The organism is Rhizobium sp. KDH_Rht_773_N, assembly GCF_052946295.1.
The window spans coordinates 3,458,488-3,478,290 of record NZ_CM129525.1 but is presented as its reverse complement, the minus strand read 5'-3'; the positions used below and the strand labels follow the sequence as shown (position 1 = coordinate 3,478,290).

Below are 19,803 nucleotides of genomic sequence, written 5' to 3'. Positions count from 1 at the left end.
AGCCAGGCTTTATAGTCCTTCCACCAGATCGCGGATTATCAATTCGCCCAACCTGCCGCATCTTTCACGCTGGCGCCCGCCCGCGACGGGCACGCGCTTCCGCCAGCAAGGACCATGCAGCATGTCTGACCTACCGATCGAGCGCAGCCGGGTTTTGCCCCTCTCCCGCACCAGCCTCCTCGCCGGGGCGGTTCTGGCCGCATTGACCGAGGCGATCGCCGGCACCGTGCTGTCGCTGGCAAGGCTCGATATCATGGGGGATACCTATGCCTCCTCGGACGAGTTTGTCAGGCTCGATGTCGGCTATACCGCAGCCAAGCTCCTCGCCTTCGGCCTGGCGCCCTGGATTGCCGGCAGGTTCACCCTGCAGGGTGCGCTGAGCGCTGCCACGGCCGCAATGACGCTTGCCTGCGCCCTGTCCGTCTATTGCAGCGAACTGAATACGCTCTTCGCTCTCCGGGTCCTTCAGGGTTTTGCCGGCGGCGTTCTGCTGGTCAGCGCCCAGACGCTGCTCTTTCAGGTCTTTGCCGCAAGGCACCAGCCGATCATCCAGGCCGTTTTTGCCATCGGCGCCGTGGTTGCGCCGGCAACGCTGACGCCCTTCATGCACGGCTGGCTTCTCGACACGGTATCCTGGCAATGGATTTTCGCCGCGGTCATCCCGCTCGGGCTCGCCGCCCTCTGCCTGCTTGCCGGAAGCAGCAACGCAGATGCAGCGGGAGCACGGCGGCTGCGCTTCGACTGGCCGGGAACCGCGCTCTTTGCAGCGGCGGCGGTCTCGATCACCTACCTGCTGAACCAGGGCAACCGGCTGGACTGGCTGCGCAACGACAATGTCCTCCTCCTGGCTCTCGTCGCCGGCGCCAGCACCATCCTGCTCATCGCTCACAGCCTGCGCGGCAAACGCGACGCCACGCTTCTCGATCTCGGCATCTTCGGCAATGGCGGCTTCGCATTCGGCTTCATCGCCAGTTTCGTCGCCGGTTTTGCGCTTCTCGGCAGCAGCTATCTCATCCCGGCCTTTTCGATATCCATCCTGCGCATGACGCCGACCGCGGCAGGCACCCTGCTTCTGCCGAGCAGCCTGATGTTCGTGGCGACGCTGTTTCTGACCGCGCTGCTGATACGCCGCGTCGGCCTGCCGCCGGCGATAACGGTTCCCTTCGGCGTGCTGGGCCTGATGTGCGCCATGTGGATGCTGTCGGGTTCTTCGAGCGGCAGCGGCATTCCCGACATGCTTCCGGCCATCCTCGTTCGCGGCGCCGCCCTCGGCTTCCTCTTCCTGTCGATCACCCTCATCACCATGCTGAGCCTCGGCAGGGCCGAGCTGGTCTATGGCGTCGCCCTGTTCAACGTCGGGCGCCAGATCGGCGGCCTCATCGGCATCGCCTTCCTGCAGACCTTCATCGAGGATCAGACGGCGCAGAACCGCGCCGTCCTCGCCGCCCACATCACCCCCGGCAATATGGAGGTGATGGAACGCATCGCGCTTACAAGCCGCCGCCTCGCAGCCCACGGAATGGAGATGGGTGCCGCCACCAGGGCTTCGGCCGCGCTGATCGGCAAGCAGCTCATGGTCCAGGCAAGCACGATCGCCTTCAACACCGCCTTCTTTTCGGTCTTCCTGTTTTTCCTCGGCGCAGCCCCCTGCCTGATCCTGTCGAAGATCGTCATCGGCAAGCTCATCGCCCGCCGGAAGCCTGCTGCTGAAGCCTGAACGGTCCAGCTAATGTCGTCAACGGCGGCGCCGGCGTGGATATGATCAGCCACTCCAAGGCTCGCCTTCGTTCCTCAAGCCAAACGCGAACGTCGCGCTACAGTGCGAGCTATCGCCAGTCGGCTTCGGGATCTGCTGGCGAGTGTCCGATGGCAGGCTCTCGAAGAGCACAGCGCATCGACTTGAACCTATCTCGCGGAAAGTTGTTTCAGGCCTTCGGTTCTGCCCGGTCTATTCGTCGCCGTAGCCGGACGGAAGATGCCGTTCGAGTTCCATCGCATCGTAAAGCACGCGGCCGATCCCGATCAGGTCGGGACGGGCAAGGCGGAAGAGCAGCAGATGACGAGGTCGGCGGACGATCCCGTTTTCGTATCGCGCCCGGTCCCGGCTATGGCGTAGATGATAGCTGCGCACGCCTTCGCCAAGTTCAGGACGTTTGACGGTCCCGATCCGATCAGGATCAACCGCCAGATCGCCTAACGCGGTGACGAGCAAATGTTCATAGCCCGATCGCGCCAGTTCGCCGAAGCGTTCATGAGTGCGGGCGAGGAGCTCGATGATATCGGCTTGTGCTGCCGCAGAAATACGAAAATCGGCCATTGCCTCTAGATGCCGGCCTTGCGTGTCCGCTTTTCAGCTTTGCGCCCAAGTCCGGCAATGAAGCTTCCAAGCCGGTCGGCCGGCACGTCGACGAACCGCCCTTCATCCAGATCGGTAAAGCCGATGCGCGCTGCCTCCCGCAAGGCTTCCAATCTTGCTGCGTCGAGGGCCTCACGCTGTTCAATCAAGCGCAAGCCTTCGCGCATGACTTCACTTGCGTTCTGGTAGCGTCCGGATTTCACGAGCCGGTCGATAACCGCTTCGTGATGTTCGGTGAGAACGACATTGCGTGTCGACATGTTGAAATTTCCAATTGGCTGTCGCGATCTCAGACTGCCGCAGCTATGGCATAATATGCCAATCGCGAAACGGATTGCAAGCCGGGGACGCAGTTGCGGGCAATAGACCCGGACGGAGCCGTCACCGGCACTGTCATCCGGCAAGCTGACAAGCATCGCAACGTTCGGTCTTGTCCGGTCTTAACCTATATCCTGAGATAGCCGCCCTCCCTGATGTCGATTTAAGCCCCGAGCTTCGCCGAATTGTCTGCAAAGCGGTCAAGGATACGCTGCGCGTCCGCGCCGTAAACGATTTCGGCGGCGCGGCGCTGCTCCAGTGCTTCGCCAACAGCGAATTCCCAGGTGCTAGCGCGCCTCGCCGATCACCCGCTCGCGCAACAGGCCGGCGAGATAGAGCGATCCCGTCAGGATGACCCATGTGCCGGATGCGGCCGCCCGTTCGAGCGCCCGCCGGTAGGCGGCCTGGGGGTCCTCGATCACCTCGCTCGCAAGGCCGATCTCGCCGGCAAGCGCCTGCAGTTCGGCCGGCGAACGGAAACGGTTGGAAACCGAGGTGAAGATCGGCGAGACGCCGTATCGGCTGATAACGTCGAGAAGCCCCGCCGCATCCTTGTCCGCCGCAAGCGCGACGACCGCGATGCCCCGGCCGGAAAACCCGTCCATGCCGGAGAGATCGTCAAGCACCGCCTCGAGATTGAACGGCACATGCGCCCCGTCGAGCATGACGCAAACGCGCCGGCCGGCAACAGGCACGGTGAACCGTTCCAGCCGTCCCGGCAGCTGCGATTCCCGCTCGGCGTCCCTGTCGATCAGCCAGCCGCCGACCGCCCTGCCCTCGCGGGCCGTCACACCGCCTTCTCCGAGCACGTCGAGCGCCGCAGCGGCGACCGCGACATTGCGTTCGGCAATCGTCTTCAGCCCGGAAAAGTCCGGCCGGATCAGCCGCGCGTCAACTTCGGCCGCCCGCTTCGCAATCACCGCACCGGCTTCGTCCTCCGCCTCAAGCGGGGTGACGACGGCCGAGTGCGGCTTGATGATGCCGGCCTTTTCGAAGGCGATGGCGGCGCGCGTCCTGCCGAGGATTTCCGTATGTTCGAGCCCGATATTGGTGATGACGGAAACGTCGCTGTCGACGATATTGGTCGAATCCAGCCGCCCGCCGAGCCCCGTCTCGACCACCGCCCATTCTATGCCGGCATCCCGGAAAATCAGGATGCCCGCGGCGGTCAGCAGGTCGAACCAGGTCGCGGCCTCCGCGGCCGTCGCTTCCGCCCGCGCCGCCCGCAGGGCATCGAGCGCAAGAAACAGCGCCTCGGCAAGCGCGCCTTCCTCGACCGGCCTGCCGTTCACGCTGATGCGCTCGGAAATATGCTCCACATGCGGCGAGGCATAACGCCCGACGGAAATGCCGGCATGGCGCAGCCCCGCCTCGATCAGCGCGCAGGTCGAACTCTTGCCCTTCGTGCCCGCCACATGGATGGAACGAAAGGCGCGGTGCGGATTGCCGAGCCGGGCGGAGAGATCGAGGATCGGTTCCAGCCCGACGCGCATTTCGCCGCGCGGGCGCTGTTCCCAGTTGGTGAGCTGGTCGAGTTGCGAAAGGGCTTCGATAAGGCGGGGATTCTGGTTTTGCATGGGCATGGCACACATTACGAAGGTTACTTTTGTGCCCAGGCGAGCGGCATCGGCAACCTGCGCTCCCCGATGGTTTTCCATCTGTCTCGCCAGTCACGCAGGCTGCGCGACACTAGAACCTTTCGGATCGTCTGCCTAGCCTGCGAAGCGCCATCGAGCGTGCCCGCCGCGACGCCGGCAGCAAACGGGCCTTCAAAAAAGGGGGAATAAAACCGCGGCCTGCCGTGTCTCATCTCCGGTATCGCAAGAATGCGTGCCTAACCCGAGGAGAGAGACCATGAAGTCCGTGAAATTCCTGTCCGTGCTGGCAGTTGTCGCTGCCACCGCCGGCGCAGCCTTCGCCGCCCCCGCCGTCACCGAAGTCGAAACGGCCAAGGGCAAGGTTCTTGCCGGTGAAAAGGGCATGACGCTCTACACCTACAAGAAGGACGAAAAGGGCGTTACGAACTGCTACGACAAGTGCGCCGCCAACTGGCCGCCCTTCCTGGCCGCTTCCGATGCCAAGGCCGATGGTGCATACTCGCTCGTCGAACGCAAGGATGGAACCAAGCAGTGGGCCAAGGACGGCATGCCGCTCTATTACTGGGTGAAGGACACCAAGTCCGGCGACATTACCGGCGATGGCGTCGGCGGTGTCTGGGATCTGGCAAAGCCCTGATGAGGCAAGCGTGAAGACGCCCCCACCCGAAACGTTCGAGGGCCAGATCCTGGCCCTCCTTCCCTCGCTCCGCCGCTATTCCCGCAGCCTCACCCGCTCGGATGCCGAAGGCGAGGATCTGCTGCAGGATTGCGTGGAAAAGGTTCTGGCCCGGCGCGGCCAGTGGCGCGGCATCAACCTGCGCGGCTGGGTCCTGACGACGATGACCAACCTCTACCGCAACACCCGCCGCGCAAGCCCCCGCGACCGGCTGGTCGAACTCGACGCCGCCGAGGGCATGGCCGGTCCGGATGCCGAGGGCGACCCGCTGGAGCGCCTGCGGCTGGAACAGGCGCTGAACAGCCTGCCGGAAGACTACCGCGCCGTGCTGATGCTCGTCGTCATCGAGGGCTACAGCTACAGCGAAGTCGCCGCCATGCTGGACATTCCGATCGGCACTGTCATGTCGCGCCTGTCGCGCGCGCGCCAGCGCATGAGCGAACATATGAAAGCCGATAACGTGATTACGCTTCGGAGACCGAAATGAACGAGACCAACCCTGCCGTGACCGAAGCGGACCTGCACGCCTATGCGGACGGGCAATTGCCCGAGGCTGCCCGCGCCCGCGTGGAAGCCTACCTTGCCGAAAACCCCGAAAAGGCCGCCATGGTCGCTGGCTGGCAGGCACAGAATGCCGGCATCAGATCGCTGTTTGCAGGCTACGAGAAGAGCCGCGAGACGGATCCCCGCATGGTGACACCGGCCAGGCAGCCGGCCTCCCGCTGGGCGATGCGCGCCGCCTTCGCCGCCGCCGCCGTCACGCTCTTTGCGCTCGGCGCCCTCAGCGACCGTTTCGTCCCGCCGCTCTTCGAGCGCCCGCCGCTGCAGCTGGCCGAATCCGAGACCCTGCCGAAACAGGCCGAGACCGCCTTCCTCGTCTATGCGAGCGAGGTGCGCCACCCGGTCGAGGTCTTCGCCAACGAGGAGGCGCATCTGGCGACCTGGCTCGGCAAGCGCCTGGCGATCCCCGATCTCAAGGTGCCGGACCTGCAATCGCTCGGCTTCCACCTGGTCGGCGGCCGCCTGCTGCCGGTCGACGGCCGGCCCGGCGCCATGTTCATGTACGAGGACCAGGGCGGCGAACGGCTGACCGTCATCGTCGGCCGCAACAAGGAAAACAGGACGACGAGTTTCCGCTTCGCTTCCGCCAGCGATGTCGAGACCTTCTACTGGATCGACGGCGAACTCGGTTATGCGGTGACGGGCGAAATCTCCCGCGACATGCTGCGCAAGGTGGCCGAGGAATGTTACCGGCAGTTCCCGTCGTAAGACGGCAACCTCACCGCAGCGGATCGTTGGCAAGCTCGATCGGCCTACCGTGCGGCGTCGCCTCTGCCGCCCGCTGCCAGCTCTTCTGCAGCTCGAGGATCACGTCGGCATCCGCCACGCCGCGGCTGACGAGCAGATCGCAAAGGGCCGCCACCCAGCAATCGAAATAGTCGCTGCCGTCCTCGGCCCGGCCGGGCCTGTGCAATTCCTTCGACAGGACCTGCGCCCATTCGCTCCAGGCAAACAGCCCCTTCTCGTGCAGATGCACGGTCATGGCGAAGGCTTCCGCCGCCCAGGGCTCCGGGAAGACGGGATCACCCTCCGGTGACTTCGGCAGGCCGGGCGATTGCGCCAGCTGGGAGGGCAGCTCACACACGCTCAAGATAGCTCTCCCATGCATCGATCGAGACCGTCAGCGACGGGTCGGCGCCCTCGCCCCAGATCTCGCTGCCGTCGAAGACGACCGTATAGAGCCATTGCGGGTTCTCGCCCTTGCCATGCGCATTGTCGTCGGGAAAGACGAAGGACCCCTGAACCGCCTCGATCGTGCCTGTCCTGGCGCGGGCGTAGCGCGGCAGTCGCGTATGCGTGGCCGGATTGAAATTCCTGGTCTTCACCGTCTCGCCGACCACGAAGAGCGGCGCCGTCTCCACCGGCCGGTCGCAGGGACCGCCCCTGGCGAGCACGCCCGCCACCATATCGGCCTTCAGCACCCGCTTCGGCACCGCGCCGTCCTGCAGCCTGTGGCCGGAGAGCAGCTCTTCCCGCGTCGCAAATCCGTGGCGCTCCAGAAGCATGTCGATGCCGCGAATCCAGATCTCGTAATAGCTCGCCGAGAGATAGTCGGCCGGCGGAATGCTTTCGCGCGCATGCCGGCTCTCGTCGATCGTCCAGGCGCCGAAGGCGCCGCAGGAGAGCGTGATGCCGAGCGCCCGCTTTTCCCATTCGGCATGGAAACAGGGCTCGTTTGCTTCAGGCGCCACAGGGCCGAAACCCATCTGCCCGCCGAGATCGTGCGGCCCGTTCACGACGCCTTCTCCGGCATATGGGCAACGGCAGTGCCGATCATCGCATCGCGGCTGACGAGATCGGCCAGCGCCTGCTCGTCCATGCCTTCGCTCCCCTCCGGTCGTTCGGGAATGACGAGATAGCGCAGCTCCGCCGTCGAATCCCAGACGCGCACCTTCTTGCCCTCCGGCAGCGTCAGCCCGAATTCCGCAAGCACGCCGCGCGGATCGATGACCGCGCGCGAGCGATAGGCCGGCGCCTTGTACCAGACCGGCGGCAGGCCGAGCACCGACCACGGATAGCAGGAGCAGAGCGTGCAGACGATGAGGTTATGCGTATCCGGTGTATTGAAGACGGCCCGCATATGCTCGCCCTGCCGGCCGGTAAACCCAAGGCTCGCGATCGCCGCCGTCGCGTCCCGTTTCAGCCATTCGGCAAAATCCGGATCGCTCCAGGCCTTCGCCACGACCCGCGCCCCGTTGCGCGGCCCGACCTTCGTCTCATAGGTCTCGACGATCGCATCGATCGCCGCCGGATCGATCAGCCCCTTCTCCGTCAGCAGCGTCTCCAGCGCTTTGACGCGCGCCTGCATGTCGGAATAGTGGTTGTCGTGGTGAGGATCATGGTGATCGTGGTCATGATCTGCGTGGTCGTCTGTCGGCCGCATGGCGCTCTCCAAGGTAGAGCGCTCGATCTTATGCGCCGATCGGAGGGCCGCCAAGCATATTTCTCGTCAGAAAATGCGTCAGTCGGCATCATCTGTAATTACAAAAGCAAAAACTAATTAAGCAAATCCTCACTCACGCCGCCATCCTAACCAAACGTTAACGGCTTCGTCTCAACATCGCACTCATGAAAGCTCCGACATTCGGCCGCAGCACCAAACCGCCCGGACCTCCATCCATCCCTTTGCGAGAGGAGATGGAAAGCCTTGCGGACGGCCCGGCCTCTGCCGATCCGCGCCGGCGCGAGACCGAAGATACCTTGCAAAGCCCGGGGCTGGTCGCGCGCGCCCTGCTCGACCACGTGACTGAGGAAATGGCGACGGACGGCGATGTTCGTTCGATCGATCTCTTCGCGGCCCTGGGATCGGTCGGTGGTTTTTCCTGCGTCCTCACCGCGTTTGACATCGCCTCGGCCGGCCAGCTCAGCGACGCCGCCGATCTCATTGCCATGGAAACCGAGGATGGCTCGCGTTACTACACCGGCAACCTGCCGAACGCCTTCCTGCTGGAAAGCCATGATTCCCTGCTCAACCTGACCTATAGCGCGGCAAGAAGGTCCGGAGCCCTGATCCCGCAAGAGACGGCGATGGAAACGCTTCGTTACGTGATCTCGACCATCGGCCATTCGCAGTTCGGAATACCGCGGCTGACGGACGAGCACCGTCCGGGCGATACGCCCCTTGCCTACGTGCGCCGCCTTTGGCCGAAGCTGGCCGATGCTCTCGATCGAAATCTCGTGCCCATCGGCAAGCGGCCCTTCGCCATCGGCCTGGCGTTGGAACTTGCCTTCTTCCACGTCAGGCCGCCGCTCGATCCATCCCTGGCGGCGCGGATCGTCACCGAATGCGCCGTTCCCATGGCGAAAATCGATCCCCGCCTCGTCGCTTGAGCTATCCGAAATGAAAGCAAGGCCGTTCTTGCGCGCAAGACACGCACGTTTTGCGACGCGCCCCCTGCCCGATATGCCGTTTTTCGGTAGTCTGCCGCCATGAACATCCTGATTCTCGGTGCCACAGGTTTCATCGGCTCGGCGGTCGCAGCGCGCTTGCTGGCCGACGGCTGCACCGTAACCGGGCTTGCCCGCAATCCCGACCGGGCACGCATCCGCCAGCCCGCCATCCGCTGGATCAGGGCCGATCTGGAGAAGATGACCGATGTGGCCACCTGGGCCTGCGTGCTGCAAGGCCAGCACATGGTCGTCAACAGCGCCGGCGCCCTCCAGGACGGTCTTTCAGACAATCTCGCTGCCACCCAGCAACACGCCATGATCGCGCTCCAGCAAGCGGCGCGACTGGCCGGTGTCACACTCTTCGTCCAGATCTCCGCCCGAACGGACGGCGCCGGCGCCGACCTGCCCTTCCTCGCCACCAAACGCGCCGCCGATATCGCGCTTGCGGCGTCCGGCCTGCCTTACGTGATCCTGCGCCCCTCCCTCGTGCTCGGCCGCAACGCCCACGGCGGCACAGCCCTTCTGCGCGCGCTCGCATCCTTCCCGCTTGCCCTGCCGCTCCTCCATGCCGACAGCCCGGTTGAAACGGTCGCGGCCGAAGATGTCGCCGCCGCGGTCTCGGCCGCGATATCGGGCGCGCTTGCCTCCGGCAGCGATATCGCACTGGCCGCCCAAGAACGGCACACGCTCGCAAGCCTTGTCAGGCTGCACCGCGCCTGGCTCGGCCTGCCGGACGCGCCGGTCATCGCCATCCCGCCGTCGATCGCCCGCCCGGTCTCTTGGCTTGCCGATCTCGCCGGCCATCTCGGCTGGCGCTCGCCATTGCGCTCCACCGCCATGACCGTCATGTCCGAAGGCGTGCGCATGGACCGGCCGACACCTTCGGGCCTGCCGGCGCTTTCGGCTGCGGAGACGCTTGGCGCCAATCCTTCCGGCGTTCAGGACCTGTGGTTCGCCCGCCTCTATCTGCTGAAGGCGCCCGTCATAGCGGGCCTGTCGCTCTTCTGGCTGCTGTCGGGCCTCATCCCGCTTCTGGCCCCGGCACAGGCCGGCACCCATTTCCTGCCCTTCATGCCGCCGGCGGCCGCGATGGCGCTGACCATCCTCACCTGCCTGATCGACATGGCGCTCGGCGCCGCAGTGCTCGTGCGCCCCCTTGCCCGCCGCGCCCTCATCGGCATGCTCGTCGTTTCGCTCGCCTATCTCGCCGGCGCCACGGCCCTGGAGCCGGCGCTCTGGCTCGATCCGCTCGGCCCGCTCGTCAAGATATTGCCGTCGCTGCTGCTGACCCTTGCCGCCCTCGCCATCCTGGACGAACGCTGATGCTTGCCGACCTGCTGCTTCTTGCCCATGTGGTGGGTGCGACCGTGCTGTTCGGCACCGGCGCCGGCATCGCCTTCTTCATGGTCATGGCCCATCGCACCCGCGATCCCCGGCTCATCGCCCATGTCGCCGGCACCGTCGTCATCGCCGATACGATCTTTACGGCAACCGCCGCCATTCTCCAGCCGGTGACAGGCTATCTCCTTGCCCGCATCATCGGCTGGGATCTGACCGAAAGCTGGATTTTGCTGTCGCTGCTGCTCTATGTCGTGACCGGCATTTTCTGGCTGCCGGTCGTCTGGATCCAGATCAGGCTGCGCAATCTCGCCCGCGCCGCGGCCGCCTCGGGCACCGCGCTGCCGCCGGCCTATTTCGGCCTCTACCGCGTCTGGTTCGCCTTCGGCTTCCCGGCCTTCTTTGCCGTAACAGGCATTTTCTGGCTGATGCTGACCAAGCCGGCGCTATTTTAGCATCGGCCAGAGGCTGAGCACGAGCAGCACCGCCATGGTGATGTTGAACCATTTCAGCCGCACCGGATCGGACAGCCACTCCCGAAGCGCCGAGCCGAAGCCCGCCCAGGTGGAAACGGAGGGCACGTTGACCGCGGCAAAGGCAAGGCCGACCAGCAACACGCTGATGAGATAGAGCTGTTCATTCGTATAGGTCGCCATCGCCGTCACCGCCATCACCCAGGCCTTCGGATTGACCCACTGGAAAGCCGCGGCAGCGAAAAACGACATCGGCTTCACCCCGCTCTTGCCTTCGCCCAGCGATCGCGAGGTCGCGATCTTCCAGGCGATCCAGACGAGATAGGCCCCGCCGGCGAATTTCAGCGCGAGATAGACCGCCGGCACCGTATGCAGCAGCGCGCCCAGCCCAAGCCCGACCCCCAGCAGCAGCGACAGGAAACCCGCCCCGATGCCGAACATATGCGGGACGGTGCGGCGGAAGCCGAAATTCACGCCCGAGGCAAACAGCATCATATTGTTCGGCCCCGGCGTGATCGAGGTCGTGAAAGCAAAGAGAAGCAGTGCCAGAAACGTATCCAGCGGCATGAAACCCTCCCCCGGCCGCGCATGTCGATACGTCGGCAGCCCATTGATTTAGGTCAGCATAACTGCCCTAAACCCTTGTCACCATAACATGATTGTCATGGTGACAGGATTGCCTGATAGTCTGCTGATCACCGAAGGACGAGAACTCAGATGGCCGACCCGATTTCCACCATCACCTTTCCCGGCGGCACCGAAGTCCCCGCGCTCGGCCAGGGCACCTGGGGCATGGGCGAGGATGCCGGCCATGCGAAGCAGGAAATCGCGAGCCTGCAGGCCGGCCTCGATCTCGGCATGACGATGATCGACACCGCCGAAATGTACGGCGACGGCGGCGCCGAAGAGATCGTCGGGCAGGCGATCAAGGGTCGCCGCGACGAGACCTTCCTCGTCAGCAAGGTCTATCCGTGGAATGCCAGCCGCAAGGGAACGATCACCGCCTGCGAAAACAGCCTGGAACGCCTGGGCACCGACCGTATCGATCTCTACCTCCTGCACTGGCGCGGCAACTATCCGCTCGCCGAGACCGTCGAAGCCTTCGAGACGTTGAAAGCCGCCGGAAAGATCCGCGCCTGGGGCGTCTCCAACTTCGATACCGACGATATGGAAGAGCTGCTGTCGGTTCCCGGCGGGCGAAACGTAGCCGCCAATCAGGTCCTCTACAATCTCGCCCGCCGCGGCATCGAATATGACCTCCTGCCCTGGTGCCAGAACCGCAACATCCCGATCATGGCCTATTCGCCGATCGAACAGGGCCGCATCCTGCACCATCCCGACCTGATCCATATCGCCAAGGCCTATCAGGCCACCCCGGCGCAACTGGCTCTCGCCTTCCTGCTGGAGCGCGACGGCGTCTTTGCCATTCCGAAGACATCCAATATCGAGCGCGCCCACGAAAACCGCGACTGCGTCTCGCTCGATATTACCGACGAGGACTGGGAAGCGCTCGACGAGGTCTTTCCGCCGCCGGCAAGGAAAACGCCGCTGGAAATGCTCTGATCTCCAGCGGCGGACTGTCTTTTCGAAACGAAGGGCCGGAATTACATGCCCTGCGCGCCGCGGTTCATCGCGGCAATGCCGGTGCGGCAGACTTCGATGAGGCCGAGCGGCTTCATGATCGCGATGAACTGGTCGATCTTCGAGGATTTGCCGGTGATTTCCAGAATGAAGTGATCGACCGTCGCATCCACCACCTTGGCATGGAAGGCGTCGGCCAGCCGCAGCGTTTCCGCACGGGTCTCGCCGTTGCCGATCACCTTCAAGAGCGCCACCTCCCGCTCGATCGGCCGGTCCTGGCCGAGTTCGCGCGCACGCACCGTCAGGTCCACCACGCGATGAACCGGCACGATGCGCTCCAGCTGCGCCTTGATCTGCTCCAGCACCTGCGGCGTGCCGCGCGTGACGATCGTGATGCGCGACAGATGCGCCGCATGCTCCGTCTCCGAAACCGTGAGGCTTTCGATATTGTAGCCGCGGCCGGAAAACAGGCCGATGACGCGGGCGAGAACGCCCGGTTCGTTATCGACCAGCACCGAGAGCGTGTGGCTCTCGACGGCTGCCGTTTCCGGAGAGATGAAATAGGCAGAGCCGGTGGGTTGAAGATGTGCGTTCATGATCCTGGGTTCCTACCTATCTGTTCTTATACGAGCTGACGGCCCTTGGCGTCGATCGCGTTGGCGACCGCCTCGTCCGTGGCTTCGTCCGGCAGCAGCATTTCGTTATGGGCCTTGCCCGAGGGGATCATCGGGAAGCAGTTGGCGAGATTGGCGACGCGGCAATCGAAGATGACCGGCTTCTTGACGTCGATCATCTCCTGGATGGTCGCATCGAGATCCTCGGGCTTTTCGCAGCGCAGGCCCACGGCGCCATAGGCTTCGGCGAGCTTCACGAAATCAGGCATCGCCTCCGTATAGGAATTCGACAGGCGGTTGCCGTGCAACAGCTGCTGCCACTGGCGCACCATGCCCATATACTGGTTGTTCATGATGAAGATCTTGATCGGCGCATTGTGCTGGATCGCCGCCGACATTTCCTGGATGCACATCTGGATCGAGGCATCGCCGGCAATATCGATGACGAGGCTTTCCGGGTGGGCGATCTGCACGCCGAGGGCTGCCGGCAGGCCGTAGCCCATCGTGCCGAGGCCACCCGAGGTCATCCAGCGGTTCGGCTGCTCGAAGCCGTAGAACTGGGCTGCCCACATCTGGTGCTGGCCGACTTCGGTCGTGATGTAGGTGTCGCGATCCTTGGTCAGCTCGTAGAGACGCTCCAGCGCATATTGCGGCATGATGACGTCGTTGCTCTTGGTATAGGCGAAGGAATTGCGCGCGCGCCAGCGGGCGATATCACCCCACCATGCGTCCAGACGCCCCTTCTCCGGCTTCTTCGGCAGCGCCCGCCACAGGCGGATCATGTCTTCGAGAATGTGGCCGACATCGCCGCGGATGCCGAGATCGACGTGAACGTTCTTGTTGATCGAGGACGGGTCGATATCGATATGGATCTTCTTGGAATTCGGCGAGAAGGCATTCAAGCGGCCGGTGATGCGGTCGTCGAAGCGGGCGCCGATGCAGACCATGACGTCGCAATCGTGCATCGCCATGTTGGCTTCGTAGGAGCCGTGCATGCCGAGCATCTTCAGCCAGTTCTTGCCGGAAGCCGGATAGGCGCCGAGGCCCATCAGCGTCGAGGTGATCGGGAAATCGGTGAGTTCGACCAGCTCGCGCAGCATGCGCGAGGCTTCCGGGCCGGAATTGATGACGCCGCCGCCGGTATAGAAGATCGGCCGACGCGCATTCGCCATCATTTCGATGGCCGCATGGATCTGGTTCAGATCGCCCTGCACCTTCGGCTGGTAGCTCTTCTGGATCGCATGATCGGCCGGCGGCGTGTAGGTGCCGGTGGCGAACTGCACGTCCTTCGGAATATCGACGACGACGGGACCGGGGCGGCCGGACTGCGCAATGCGGAAGGCTTCATGGATGACGGCGGCGAGCTCGTTGACATCCTTGACCAGCCAGTTGTGCTTGGTGCAGGGGCGCGTGATGCCGACGGTGTCGCATTCCTGAAAGGCGTCCGAACCGATGAGCGTGGTCGGAACCTGGCCGGAAAGGCAGACGAGCGGAATGGAATCCATCAGCGCATCCTGCAGCGGCGTCACCGCATTGGTGGCACCCGGACCCGACGTGACCAGCATGACGCCGACCTTGCCGGTGGAGCGGGCATAACCCTCGGCCGCATGGCCGGCCCCCTGCTCGTGGCGCACGAGGATGTGCTTGATCTCGTCCTGCTGGAAGATCTCGTCGTAGATCGGCAGGACGGCACCGCCGGGATAGCCGAAAATGTGCTCCACGCCGTTGTCCTTCAGCGCGCGGAGAACGATTTCCGCTCCCGTCATCCGATTGCTGTCCGCTTGATTGTCCGTGCTCGCCATGTGTCTGTTCCGTTTGATGCTGGGGATTTGAGTTTGTGGCCGGAAGCCCTGATTTCGGGCATAAAAAAAGGCCCCCGAGGAGCCTTCGTCTAGCGCATGGGTGGCTGTCGCCGGATGGTTACACCATCCTGCCCATGCGCTTTCCCACCACGATAAGAACGTTCGAAATTGTCATGGGCGGAATTGATAGACAGAAAATTTCGCAGCGTCAACGCATTCCGCAATAAAAAATCGGACACGCGTCATCCGCCCCGGCCGCCCGGTTCCGCGGCTGAAGGATTTGTTAAAGGATCGGCTATATCCTGCGCTTTAATGCAGGGAGTAACCCTTTGCTCAACAACGACATGATGACGACAGGCAAAGCCGGCGAGCAGGACCGCCGCGACAGCCTTACGCCGGGGAACAGGTTCCTCGGGCGCGTCGTTGCGTGCAGCGGTTCACGCGCCACCATCGCCGCCGTGGCGGAAGACGGCGGCACCGACCTTACCGAATTGTGGTCCGTCGGCCGGCTGATTTCGATCAGCGTCGGCAGAAACCGCGTCGTCGCCCTCGTCTTTTCCATGAACACCGGCAACCAGGGCTGGGGCGAAGGCCAGGACAACGTCTTCCGCATCGAGACGGAACTGCTCGGCGAAGTGCGCGTCGACGAGGACGGCCGCGAGGAATTCTCGACCGGCATTTCGCGTTATCCCTATCTCGGCGCCATCGCCCACCGCATCCGCGCCGCCGACCTGATGCGCATCTACGATGCCGGCAAGGGCGCCACCGCCGTCATCGGCAACCTGACGCAGGATGAAAGCATCGACGCGGCGATCCACGTTCCCTCGATGCTGTCGAAGCATTTCGCCGTGGTCGGCTCCACCGGCGTCGGCAAGTCGACCGCCGTCTCGCTGCTCCTGCACAAGGCGATCGAGGCCGATCCGAAGCTGCGCGTGCTGATCCTCGATCCGCACAACGAATTTGCCGCCGCCTTCCCCAAACACGCCGTCACCATCGATACCGATACGCTCGACCTGCCCTTCTGGCTGATGCGGCTCGAGGAATTCGCCGAGGTCGTCTTCCGCGGCCGCCCGCCGGTGCCGGAAGAACTCGACATGCTGCGCGATATCCTGCCGGAGGCCAAACGCGCCTTCCGTGGCAGCGACAGCTCGCTGGTGCGCCGCACGACGGAAAAGAGCTCGATCACCGCCGACACGCCGGTCCCCTACCGCATCGCCGACCTGCTCGCCTTGATCGACGAACGGATCGGCAGGCTGGAAGGCCGCGCCGAAAAACCCTTCCTGCGCGCGCTGAAGATGCGCATCATCGCCGCGATCAACGATCCACGCTACCACTTCATGTTCTCCAGCAACACGATCAGCGACACGATCACGGAGACCATCGCGCAGATCTTCCGCATCCCCGGCGACAACAGGCCGATCTGCACGTTCCAGCTTGCCGGCATCCCCTCGGAAGTCGTCAATTCCGTCGCCTCGGTGCTCTGCCGCATGGCCTTCGAAATCGCGCTCTGGAGCGACGGCGCCATCCACATGCTGGTCGTCTGCGAGGAAGCGCACCGCTACATCCCGTCCGATCCGAATCTCGGCTTCGTCCCGACGCGCCAGGCGATTGCCCGCATCGCCAAGGAAGGCCGCAAATACGGCGTGTCGCTCGGCATCATCACCCAGCGCCCCGGCGAACTCGACCAGACGATCCTGTCGCAGTGCTCGACGCTGTTTGCCATGCGCCTTGCCAACGACCGCGACCAGGAAATCATCCGCTCGGCCATTCCCAATTCCTCGATCTCGACGACGAGCTTCATCTCCTCGATCGGCAACGGCGAGGCAATCGCCTTCGGCGAGGCGATCCGCGTGCCGATGCGCATGCGCTTCCTGCGCGTCGACGAAAGCCTGCTGCCGAAGGCGCACAGCGCCACCAGCAAACATGCCGAGGAAGATCCCGACACCGTCGACCTGCGCCGCATCGTGACCCGCATGCGGGCAATCACGTCAGGTCCGGATATTTCCAGCTTCCAGCAGAGCTACAGCGCCGCAATGGCGGATTACGAGCCGGAAGACGATTTCGCCGACGACGGTTTCGACCAGCCCTATGCCGCCCCGCCGGCTCCGGAGGCCCCGCTCGAACCCTATCGTCCCGCCCTGCTGCCGCAGGCCCGCGCTCCGCAGCCGGAATCCCCGCCCCTCTCGCCGCAGACCTCCATCGACGCACGCCTGGAAGCGCTGCGTCGCGAAATGCGCCGCGACGAGCAGCCCAAGCCCGCCTTCGGCGAACAGGCGGCACCCCGCCGCGAAGGCGGCATGTCGCTGCGCGAAAGCATCCTGAAGAAGCCGCTGAGCAGCCTCTACAACAAGGACTGAGGGCGGATTACGAACGCTGCTGGCGCGCACTGCGAGAAAACCTCCCTTTCAGCGATCGCTATCGTAAAATCGAAAAGCAGACGCCGCCGCGAGTGTCTTCTCCCCTGGGGGAGAAGATGCCGGCAGGCAGATGAGGGGGCTCCAGGCTCTGGACTTGCCGATTGCGAAGCAAAGGTAGAAATTAAGGATGTGTCGTGTAGCCCCCTCATCCGACCCTTCGGGCCACCTTCTCCCCGATGGGGCGAAGGGGGGGCCAACAGCGAGGCTCGCGATCAACTCTGAGCACCCCTGCATATGCAGCCTGGAAAATCTCTCCAACCTAAACCGCCAACCGTTCCCAGCTTTCGTCCATCTGGTTGCGGAACCAGGTCATCTGCCGCTTGGCATATTGCCGTGTCGCAGCCGCCCCGCGCTCGATAACCTGATCGCGGCCCATCTCGCCGCGCAGCATGGCCGCAATCTGCGACACGCCGATCGCCTTCATGACCGGCATTTCCGATGAAAGACCGAGCGCCAGAAGCGCTCTCACCTCCTCTTCCGCCCCCTGCTCCAGCATCTTTGCGAAACGCCCGTTGATGCGCTGGTGCAGCACGGCGCGATCCGGCAGCACGACGATCTTGCGCGCCGTGTCGGGATCGACGATCACGGGTCCCGCCTGCCCTTGGAAATCGGCGATCGACTGGCCCGTCGCCTCGAAGACTTCAAGCGCCCGCACGATCCTCTGCCCGTCCTGCGCGTTCAGGCTTGCCGCAACGGCAGGATCGGCCCCGGCCAGTTCAGCGTGCAATCCCTCCGGCCCCTCTTCCAGAAGCCGCGCGCGCAGCCGCTGCCTTATCTCCTCGGGAATGGCGGGCATTTGCGAGAGCCCGCCCGTCAGCGCCTTGAAATAGAGCCCCGTGCCGCCGACGAAGACCGGCAGCTTGCCCTCTGCGCGGATGCGCGGCAGAAGCGCCGTCACGTCCCGCAGCCAGGCGCCCGTCGAATAGGCCGCTCCCGCCGGCACATGGCCGTAGAGATGATGCGGCACGCCTTCCATGTCCTCGTCCGAGGGCCGTGCCGTCAGCACCTGCAATGTGTCGTAGACCTGCATGCTGTCGGCATTGATCACCACGCCGCCATGCTGTTTGGCCAATTCCACCGCGAGCGCGGACTTGCCGCTGGCGGTCGGCCCGGTTATCAGGATCGCGTTCATAGCGCTCAGAAGGTTTTCCATCATGGCCCTCGTTGCCACGCTTGTTGCCAATCCGTCAAACCCCGTTCTTTCGCCCGCGATCGCCGAACGTGCGGCAGATGCCGTCAAGGCATCCGGGCTCTACTGGCTGGCGGATGGCATTGCCTGCGATATCGTGCTCGCAGACGGCACCGGCAGACAGGCAGCCGAGGCCGATCTGCTCGCCGTCATCGGCAGCGCGGCGATCGACCTCGTCGTCCAGGAACAGGAAACCCGCCGCAAGAAGCTGCTGATCGCCGACATGGATTCGACCATGATCGGCCAGGAATGCATCGACGAACTCGCCGCCGAAGTCGGCCTCAAGGAAAAGGTCGCGGCGATCACCGCCCGCGCCATGAACGGCGAAATCGCCTTCGAGCCCGCCTTGCGTGAACGCGTCGCCCTCCTGAAAGGCCTGCCGATCTCCGTCGTCGACGAGGTGATCGCCAGGCGCATCACCCTGACCCCGGGCGGCCCGGAACTCATCGCCACCATGAAATCGAAGGGCTATTACACCGCCCTCGTCTCCGGCGGCTTCACGGTGTTCACGAGCCGCATCGCAGCAACTCTCGGCTTCGACGAAAACCGCGCCAATATCCTGCTCGAAGAAGGCGGCTTCCTCTCCGGCCAGGTCGCCGAACCCATCCTCGGCAAGCAGGCCAAGGTCGATGCCCTGGAAGACATCGCCGCCCGCCTCGGCATCACGCCGGAAGACGCTATCGCGGTCGGCGACGGCGCCAACGACCTCGGCATGCTGCACCTTGCCGGCTCCGGCGTCGCGCTGCACGCCAAACCGGCCGTCGCCGCCGAAGCCGATATGCGCATCAACCACGGTGATCTGACGGCGCTGCTTTATATCCAGGGCTATCGCAAGACGGATTTTGTTACGGTTTGAGGTCTTGAATTTTACAGATTTGTACATACAATTTTGTAGAGCTTTCGATGCCGAAATTTCAATGGGATGTGGATAAAAACCGGGCGAACAAGGCCAAGCACGGCATCTCGTTCGAGACTGCATCCCTCATATGGGACGATCCGGATTACCTGGTCTTTCCGGATGCCACTTATGACGGTGAAGAAAGATGGCTTGCTGTTGGAACCGTCGGACTGACGACAGTACTTGTCGCGGTGCATACCATTCGCGACAGCAGCGGAATTGAATTGGTCCGTATCATCAGCGCTCGAAAAGCGACATCGCATGAGAGAAGACGATATGAGCAAGCGGCCTTTGACTGAAGAACAACTGGCGGAGCTTCGCGCTTTGGAAGCGCTTGAAGACAAGGACATCGATACCAGCGATATCCCCGAAATTACTGACGACCGTTGGCTTCTCGCGCGGAAGGGCAATCTCTACAAGCCGGTCAAGCAGCCCGTCACCATCCGCCTCGACGCAGATATCATCGAATGGTTCAAGGAACATTCGAATGGTCGCGGCTACCAGACAGAGATCAACACGGCTCTACGTCGTTATGTCATGGAACAAGAAAAAAGGAGCGGCTGAGCGCTCCTTTTGCTTTTAGGTCTGTGCT

General features: G+C 63.7%; 22 protein-coding genes and 1 riboswitch. Of the genes, 12 read left to right on the top strand and 10 right to left on the bottom strand.

Translation table 11 applies throughout. The features are described 5' to 3' along the window. The first annotated feature begins 121 nt into the window (after positions 1-121). On the top strand, positions 122-1,717 hold the full coding sequence (locus ACU8HS_RS17145) for an MFS transporter (protein ID WP_447014756.1): 1,596 nt from the start codon (positions 122-124) through the stop codon (positions 1,715-1,717). Positions 1,718-1,948: 231 nt separating this feature from the next. On the opposite strand, the gene ACU8HS_RS17140 is transcribed toward ACU8HS_RS17145, so the two are convergent. The 3 genes from ACU8HS_RS17140 to ACU8HS_RS17130 form a co-directional block, all read right to left on the bottom strand. Then, positions 1,949-2,317, bottom strand: a complete 369-nt coding sequence (locus tag ACU8HS_RS17140; RefSeq protein WP_447014755.1) for a type II toxin-antitoxin system RelE/ParE family toxin — start codon at positions 2,315-2,317, stop codon at positions 1,949-1,951. A gap of 5 nt (positions 2,318-2,322) precedes the next feature. Beyond that, positions 2,323-2,616 (bottom strand): type II toxin-antitoxin system ParD family antitoxin, encoded by a 294-nt coding sequence (locus ACU8HS_RS17135; RefSeq protein ID WP_447015918.1) that lies wholly within the window; start codon positions 2,614-2,616, stop codon positions 2,323-2,325. A 345-nt stretch (positions 2,617-2,961) separates the two neighbouring features. Next, positions 2,962-4,251 carry a bifunctional folylpolyglutamate synthase/dihydrofolate synthase gene (locus ACU8HS_RS17130; protein ID WP_447014754.1) on the bottom strand — a complete coding sequence of 430 codons (1,290 nt, stop codon included), beginning with the start codon at positions 4,249-4,251 and terminating at the stop codon, positions 2,962-2,964. A 26-nt stretch (positions 4,252-4,277) separates the two neighbouring features. Next, positions 4,278-4,358: riboswitch (ZMP/ZTP riboswitch) on the bottom strand. Positions 4,359-4,528: 170 nt separating this feature from the next. On the opposite strand from ACU8HS_RS17130, the gene ACU8HS_RS17125 reads away from it, so the two are divergent. The 3 genes from ACU8HS_RS17125 to ACU8HS_RS17115 are packed head-to-tail and all read left to right on the top strand — an operon-like array spanning position 4,529 to position 6,217. Continuing rightward, positions 4,529-4,909, top strand: coding sequence for a COG4315 family predicted lipoprotein (locus ACU8HS_RS17125; protein WP_112569541.1), 381 nt, complete (start codon positions 4,529-4,531; stop codon positions 4,907-4,909). 10 nt (positions 4,910-4,919) lie between these two features. Next, positions 4,920-5,435, top strand: a complete 516-nt coding sequence (locus ACU8HS_RS17120) for an RNA polymerase sigma factor (protein ID WP_112703221.1) — start codon at positions 4,920-4,922, stop codon at positions 5,433-5,435. Further along, positions 5,432-6,217 (top strand): anti-sigma factor family protein, encoded by a 786-nt coding sequence (locus tag ACU8HS_RS17115; RefSeq protein ID WP_447014753.1) that lies wholly within the window; start codon positions 5,432-5,434, stop codon positions 6,215-6,217. The genes ACU8HS_RS17120 and ACU8HS_RS17115 overlap by 4 nt, the downstream gene beginning before the upstream one ends. A gap of 10 nt (positions 6,218-6,227) precedes the next feature. Here the strand turns inward: ACU8HS_RS17115 and ACU8HS_RS17110 are convergent, their stop codons facing one another. The 3 genes from ACU8HS_RS17110 to nthA are packed head-to-tail and all read right to left on the bottom strand — an operon-like array spanning position 6,228 to position 7,892. Beyond that, entirely contained in the window at positions 6,228-6,599 is a 372-nt protein-coding gene (locus tag ACU8HS_RS17110) for a nitrile hydratase accessory protein (protein ID WP_112757306.1), read from the bottom strand. After that, a complete protein-coding gene (gene nthB / locus ACU8HS_RS17105) occupies positions 6,586-7,245 on the bottom strand; it encodes a nitrile hydratase subunit beta (RefSeq protein WP_112569533.1) in 660 nt (219 codons plus the stop codon). Before nthB ends, ACU8HS_RS17110 begins: the two co-directional genes overlap by 14 nt. Next, positions 7,242-7,892, bottom strand: coding sequence for a nitrile hydratase subunit alpha (gene nthA / locus ACU8HS_RS17100; protein ID WP_112757310.1), 651 nt, complete (start codon positions 7,890-7,892; stop codon positions 7,242-7,244). The genes nthB and nthA overlap by 4 nt, the downstream gene beginning before the upstream one ends. 254 nt (positions 7,893-8,146) lie before the next feature. Here nthA and ACU8HS_RS17095 point away from each other — a divergent pair, with 254 nt between their 5' ends. The 3 genes from ACU8HS_RS17095 (at position 8,147) to ACU8HS_RS17085 (ending at position 10,692) form a co-directional block, all read left to right on the top strand. Next, the gene (locus ACU8HS_RS17095) at positions 8,147-8,839 is read left to right on the top strand and encodes a hypothetical protein (protein ID WP_447014752.1); all 693 of its coding nucleotides are present in this window, start codon (positions 8,147-8,149) and stop codon (positions 8,837-8,839) included. A gap of 99 nt (positions 8,840-8,938) precedes the next feature. Beyond that, positions 8,939-10,222 (top strand): SDR family oxidoreductase, encoded by a 1,284-nt coding sequence (locus tag ACU8HS_RS17090; RefSeq protein ID WP_447014751.1) that lies wholly within the window; start codon positions 8,939-8,941, stop codon positions 10,220-10,222. Next, positions 10,222-10,692: a DUF2269 family protein gene (locus ACU8HS_RS17085; RefSeq protein WP_447014750.1), complete on the top strand. Its 471-nt coding sequence runs from the start codon at positions 10,222-10,224 to the stop codon at positions 10,690-10,692. The genes ACU8HS_RS17090 and ACU8HS_RS17085 overlap by 1 nt, the downstream gene beginning before the upstream one ends. Here the strand turns inward: ACU8HS_RS17085 and ACU8HS_RS17080 are convergent. Continuing rightward, complete coding sequence (locus tag ACU8HS_RS17080) at positions 10,684-11,277, bottom strand: LysE family translocator (RefSeq protein WP_112569523.1); 594 nt, start codon at positions 11,275-11,277, stop codon at positions 10,684-10,686. The two genes, ACU8HS_RS17085 and ACU8HS_RS17080, sit on opposite strands and share 9 nt — an antisense overlap. A 150-nt stretch (positions 11,278-11,427) precedes the next feature. Between ACU8HS_RS17080 and ACU8HS_RS17075 the strand changes: the two genes are divergently transcribed. After that, entirely contained in the window at positions 11,428-12,273 is an 846-nt protein-coding gene (locus ACU8HS_RS17075) for an aldo/keto reductase (RefSeq protein WP_447014749.1), read from the top strand. Between the two features lie 41 nt (positions 12,274-12,314). Here ACU8HS_RS17075 and ilvN read toward each other — a convergent pair whose 3' ends face one another. Continuing rightward, positions 12,315-12,887: an acetolactate synthase small subunit gene (gene ilvN, locus ACU8HS_RS17070; RefSeq protein ID WP_112569519.1), complete on the bottom strand. Its 573-nt coding sequence runs from the start codon at positions 12,885-12,887 to the stop codon at positions 12,315-12,317. Between the two features lie 26 nt (positions 12,888-12,913). Continuing rightward, entirely contained in the window at positions 12,914-14,671 is a 1,758-nt protein-coding gene (locus ACU8HS_RS17065) for an acetolactate synthase 3 large subunit (RefSeq protein ID WP_447014748.1), read from the bottom strand. 365 nt (positions 14,672-15,036) lie between these two features. Between ACU8HS_RS17065 and ACU8HS_RS17060 the strand changes: the two genes are divergently transcribed. Further along, complete coding sequence (locus ACU8HS_RS17060) at positions 15,037-17,064, top strand: ATP-binding protein (protein ID WP_447014747.1); 2,028 nt, start codon at positions 15,037-15,039, stop codon at positions 17,062-17,064. Positions 17,065-17,383: 319 nt separating this feature from the next. Here the strand turns inward: ACU8HS_RS17060 and miaA are convergent, their stop codons facing one another. Further along, entirely contained in the window at positions 17,384-18,280 is an 897-nt protein-coding gene (gene miaA, locus ACU8HS_RS17055) for a tRNA (adenosine(37)-N6)-dimethylallyltransferase MiaA (RefSeq protein WP_447014746.1), read from the bottom strand. Between miaA and serB the strand changes: the two genes are divergently transcribed. The 3 genes from serB to ACU8HS_RS17040 are packed head-to-tail and all read left to right on the top strand — an operon-like array spanning position 18,279 to position 19,775. Next, on the top strand, positions 18,279-19,169 hold the full coding sequence (gene serB, locus ACU8HS_RS17050; RefSeq protein ID WP_447014745.1) for a phosphoserine phosphatase SerB: 891 nt from the start codon (positions 18,279-18,281) through the stop codon (positions 19,167-19,169). The two genes, miaA and serB, sit on opposite strands and share 2 nt — an antisense overlap. A gap of 47 nt (positions 19,170-19,216) precedes the next feature. Next, on the top strand, positions 19,217-19,510 hold the full coding sequence (locus tag ACU8HS_RS17045; protein WP_447014744.1) for a BrnT family toxin: 294 nt from the start codon (positions 19,217-19,219) through the stop codon (positions 19,508-19,510). Next, on the top strand, positions 19,473-19,775 hold the full coding sequence (locus ACU8HS_RS17040) for a BrnA antitoxin family protein (protein WP_377311460.1): 303 nt from the start codon (positions 19,473-19,475) through the stop codon (positions 19,773-19,775). Before ACU8HS_RS17045 ends, ACU8HS_RS17040 begins: the two co-directional genes overlap by 38 nt. The last annotated feature ends 28 nt before the right edge of the window (positions 19,776-19,803 follow it).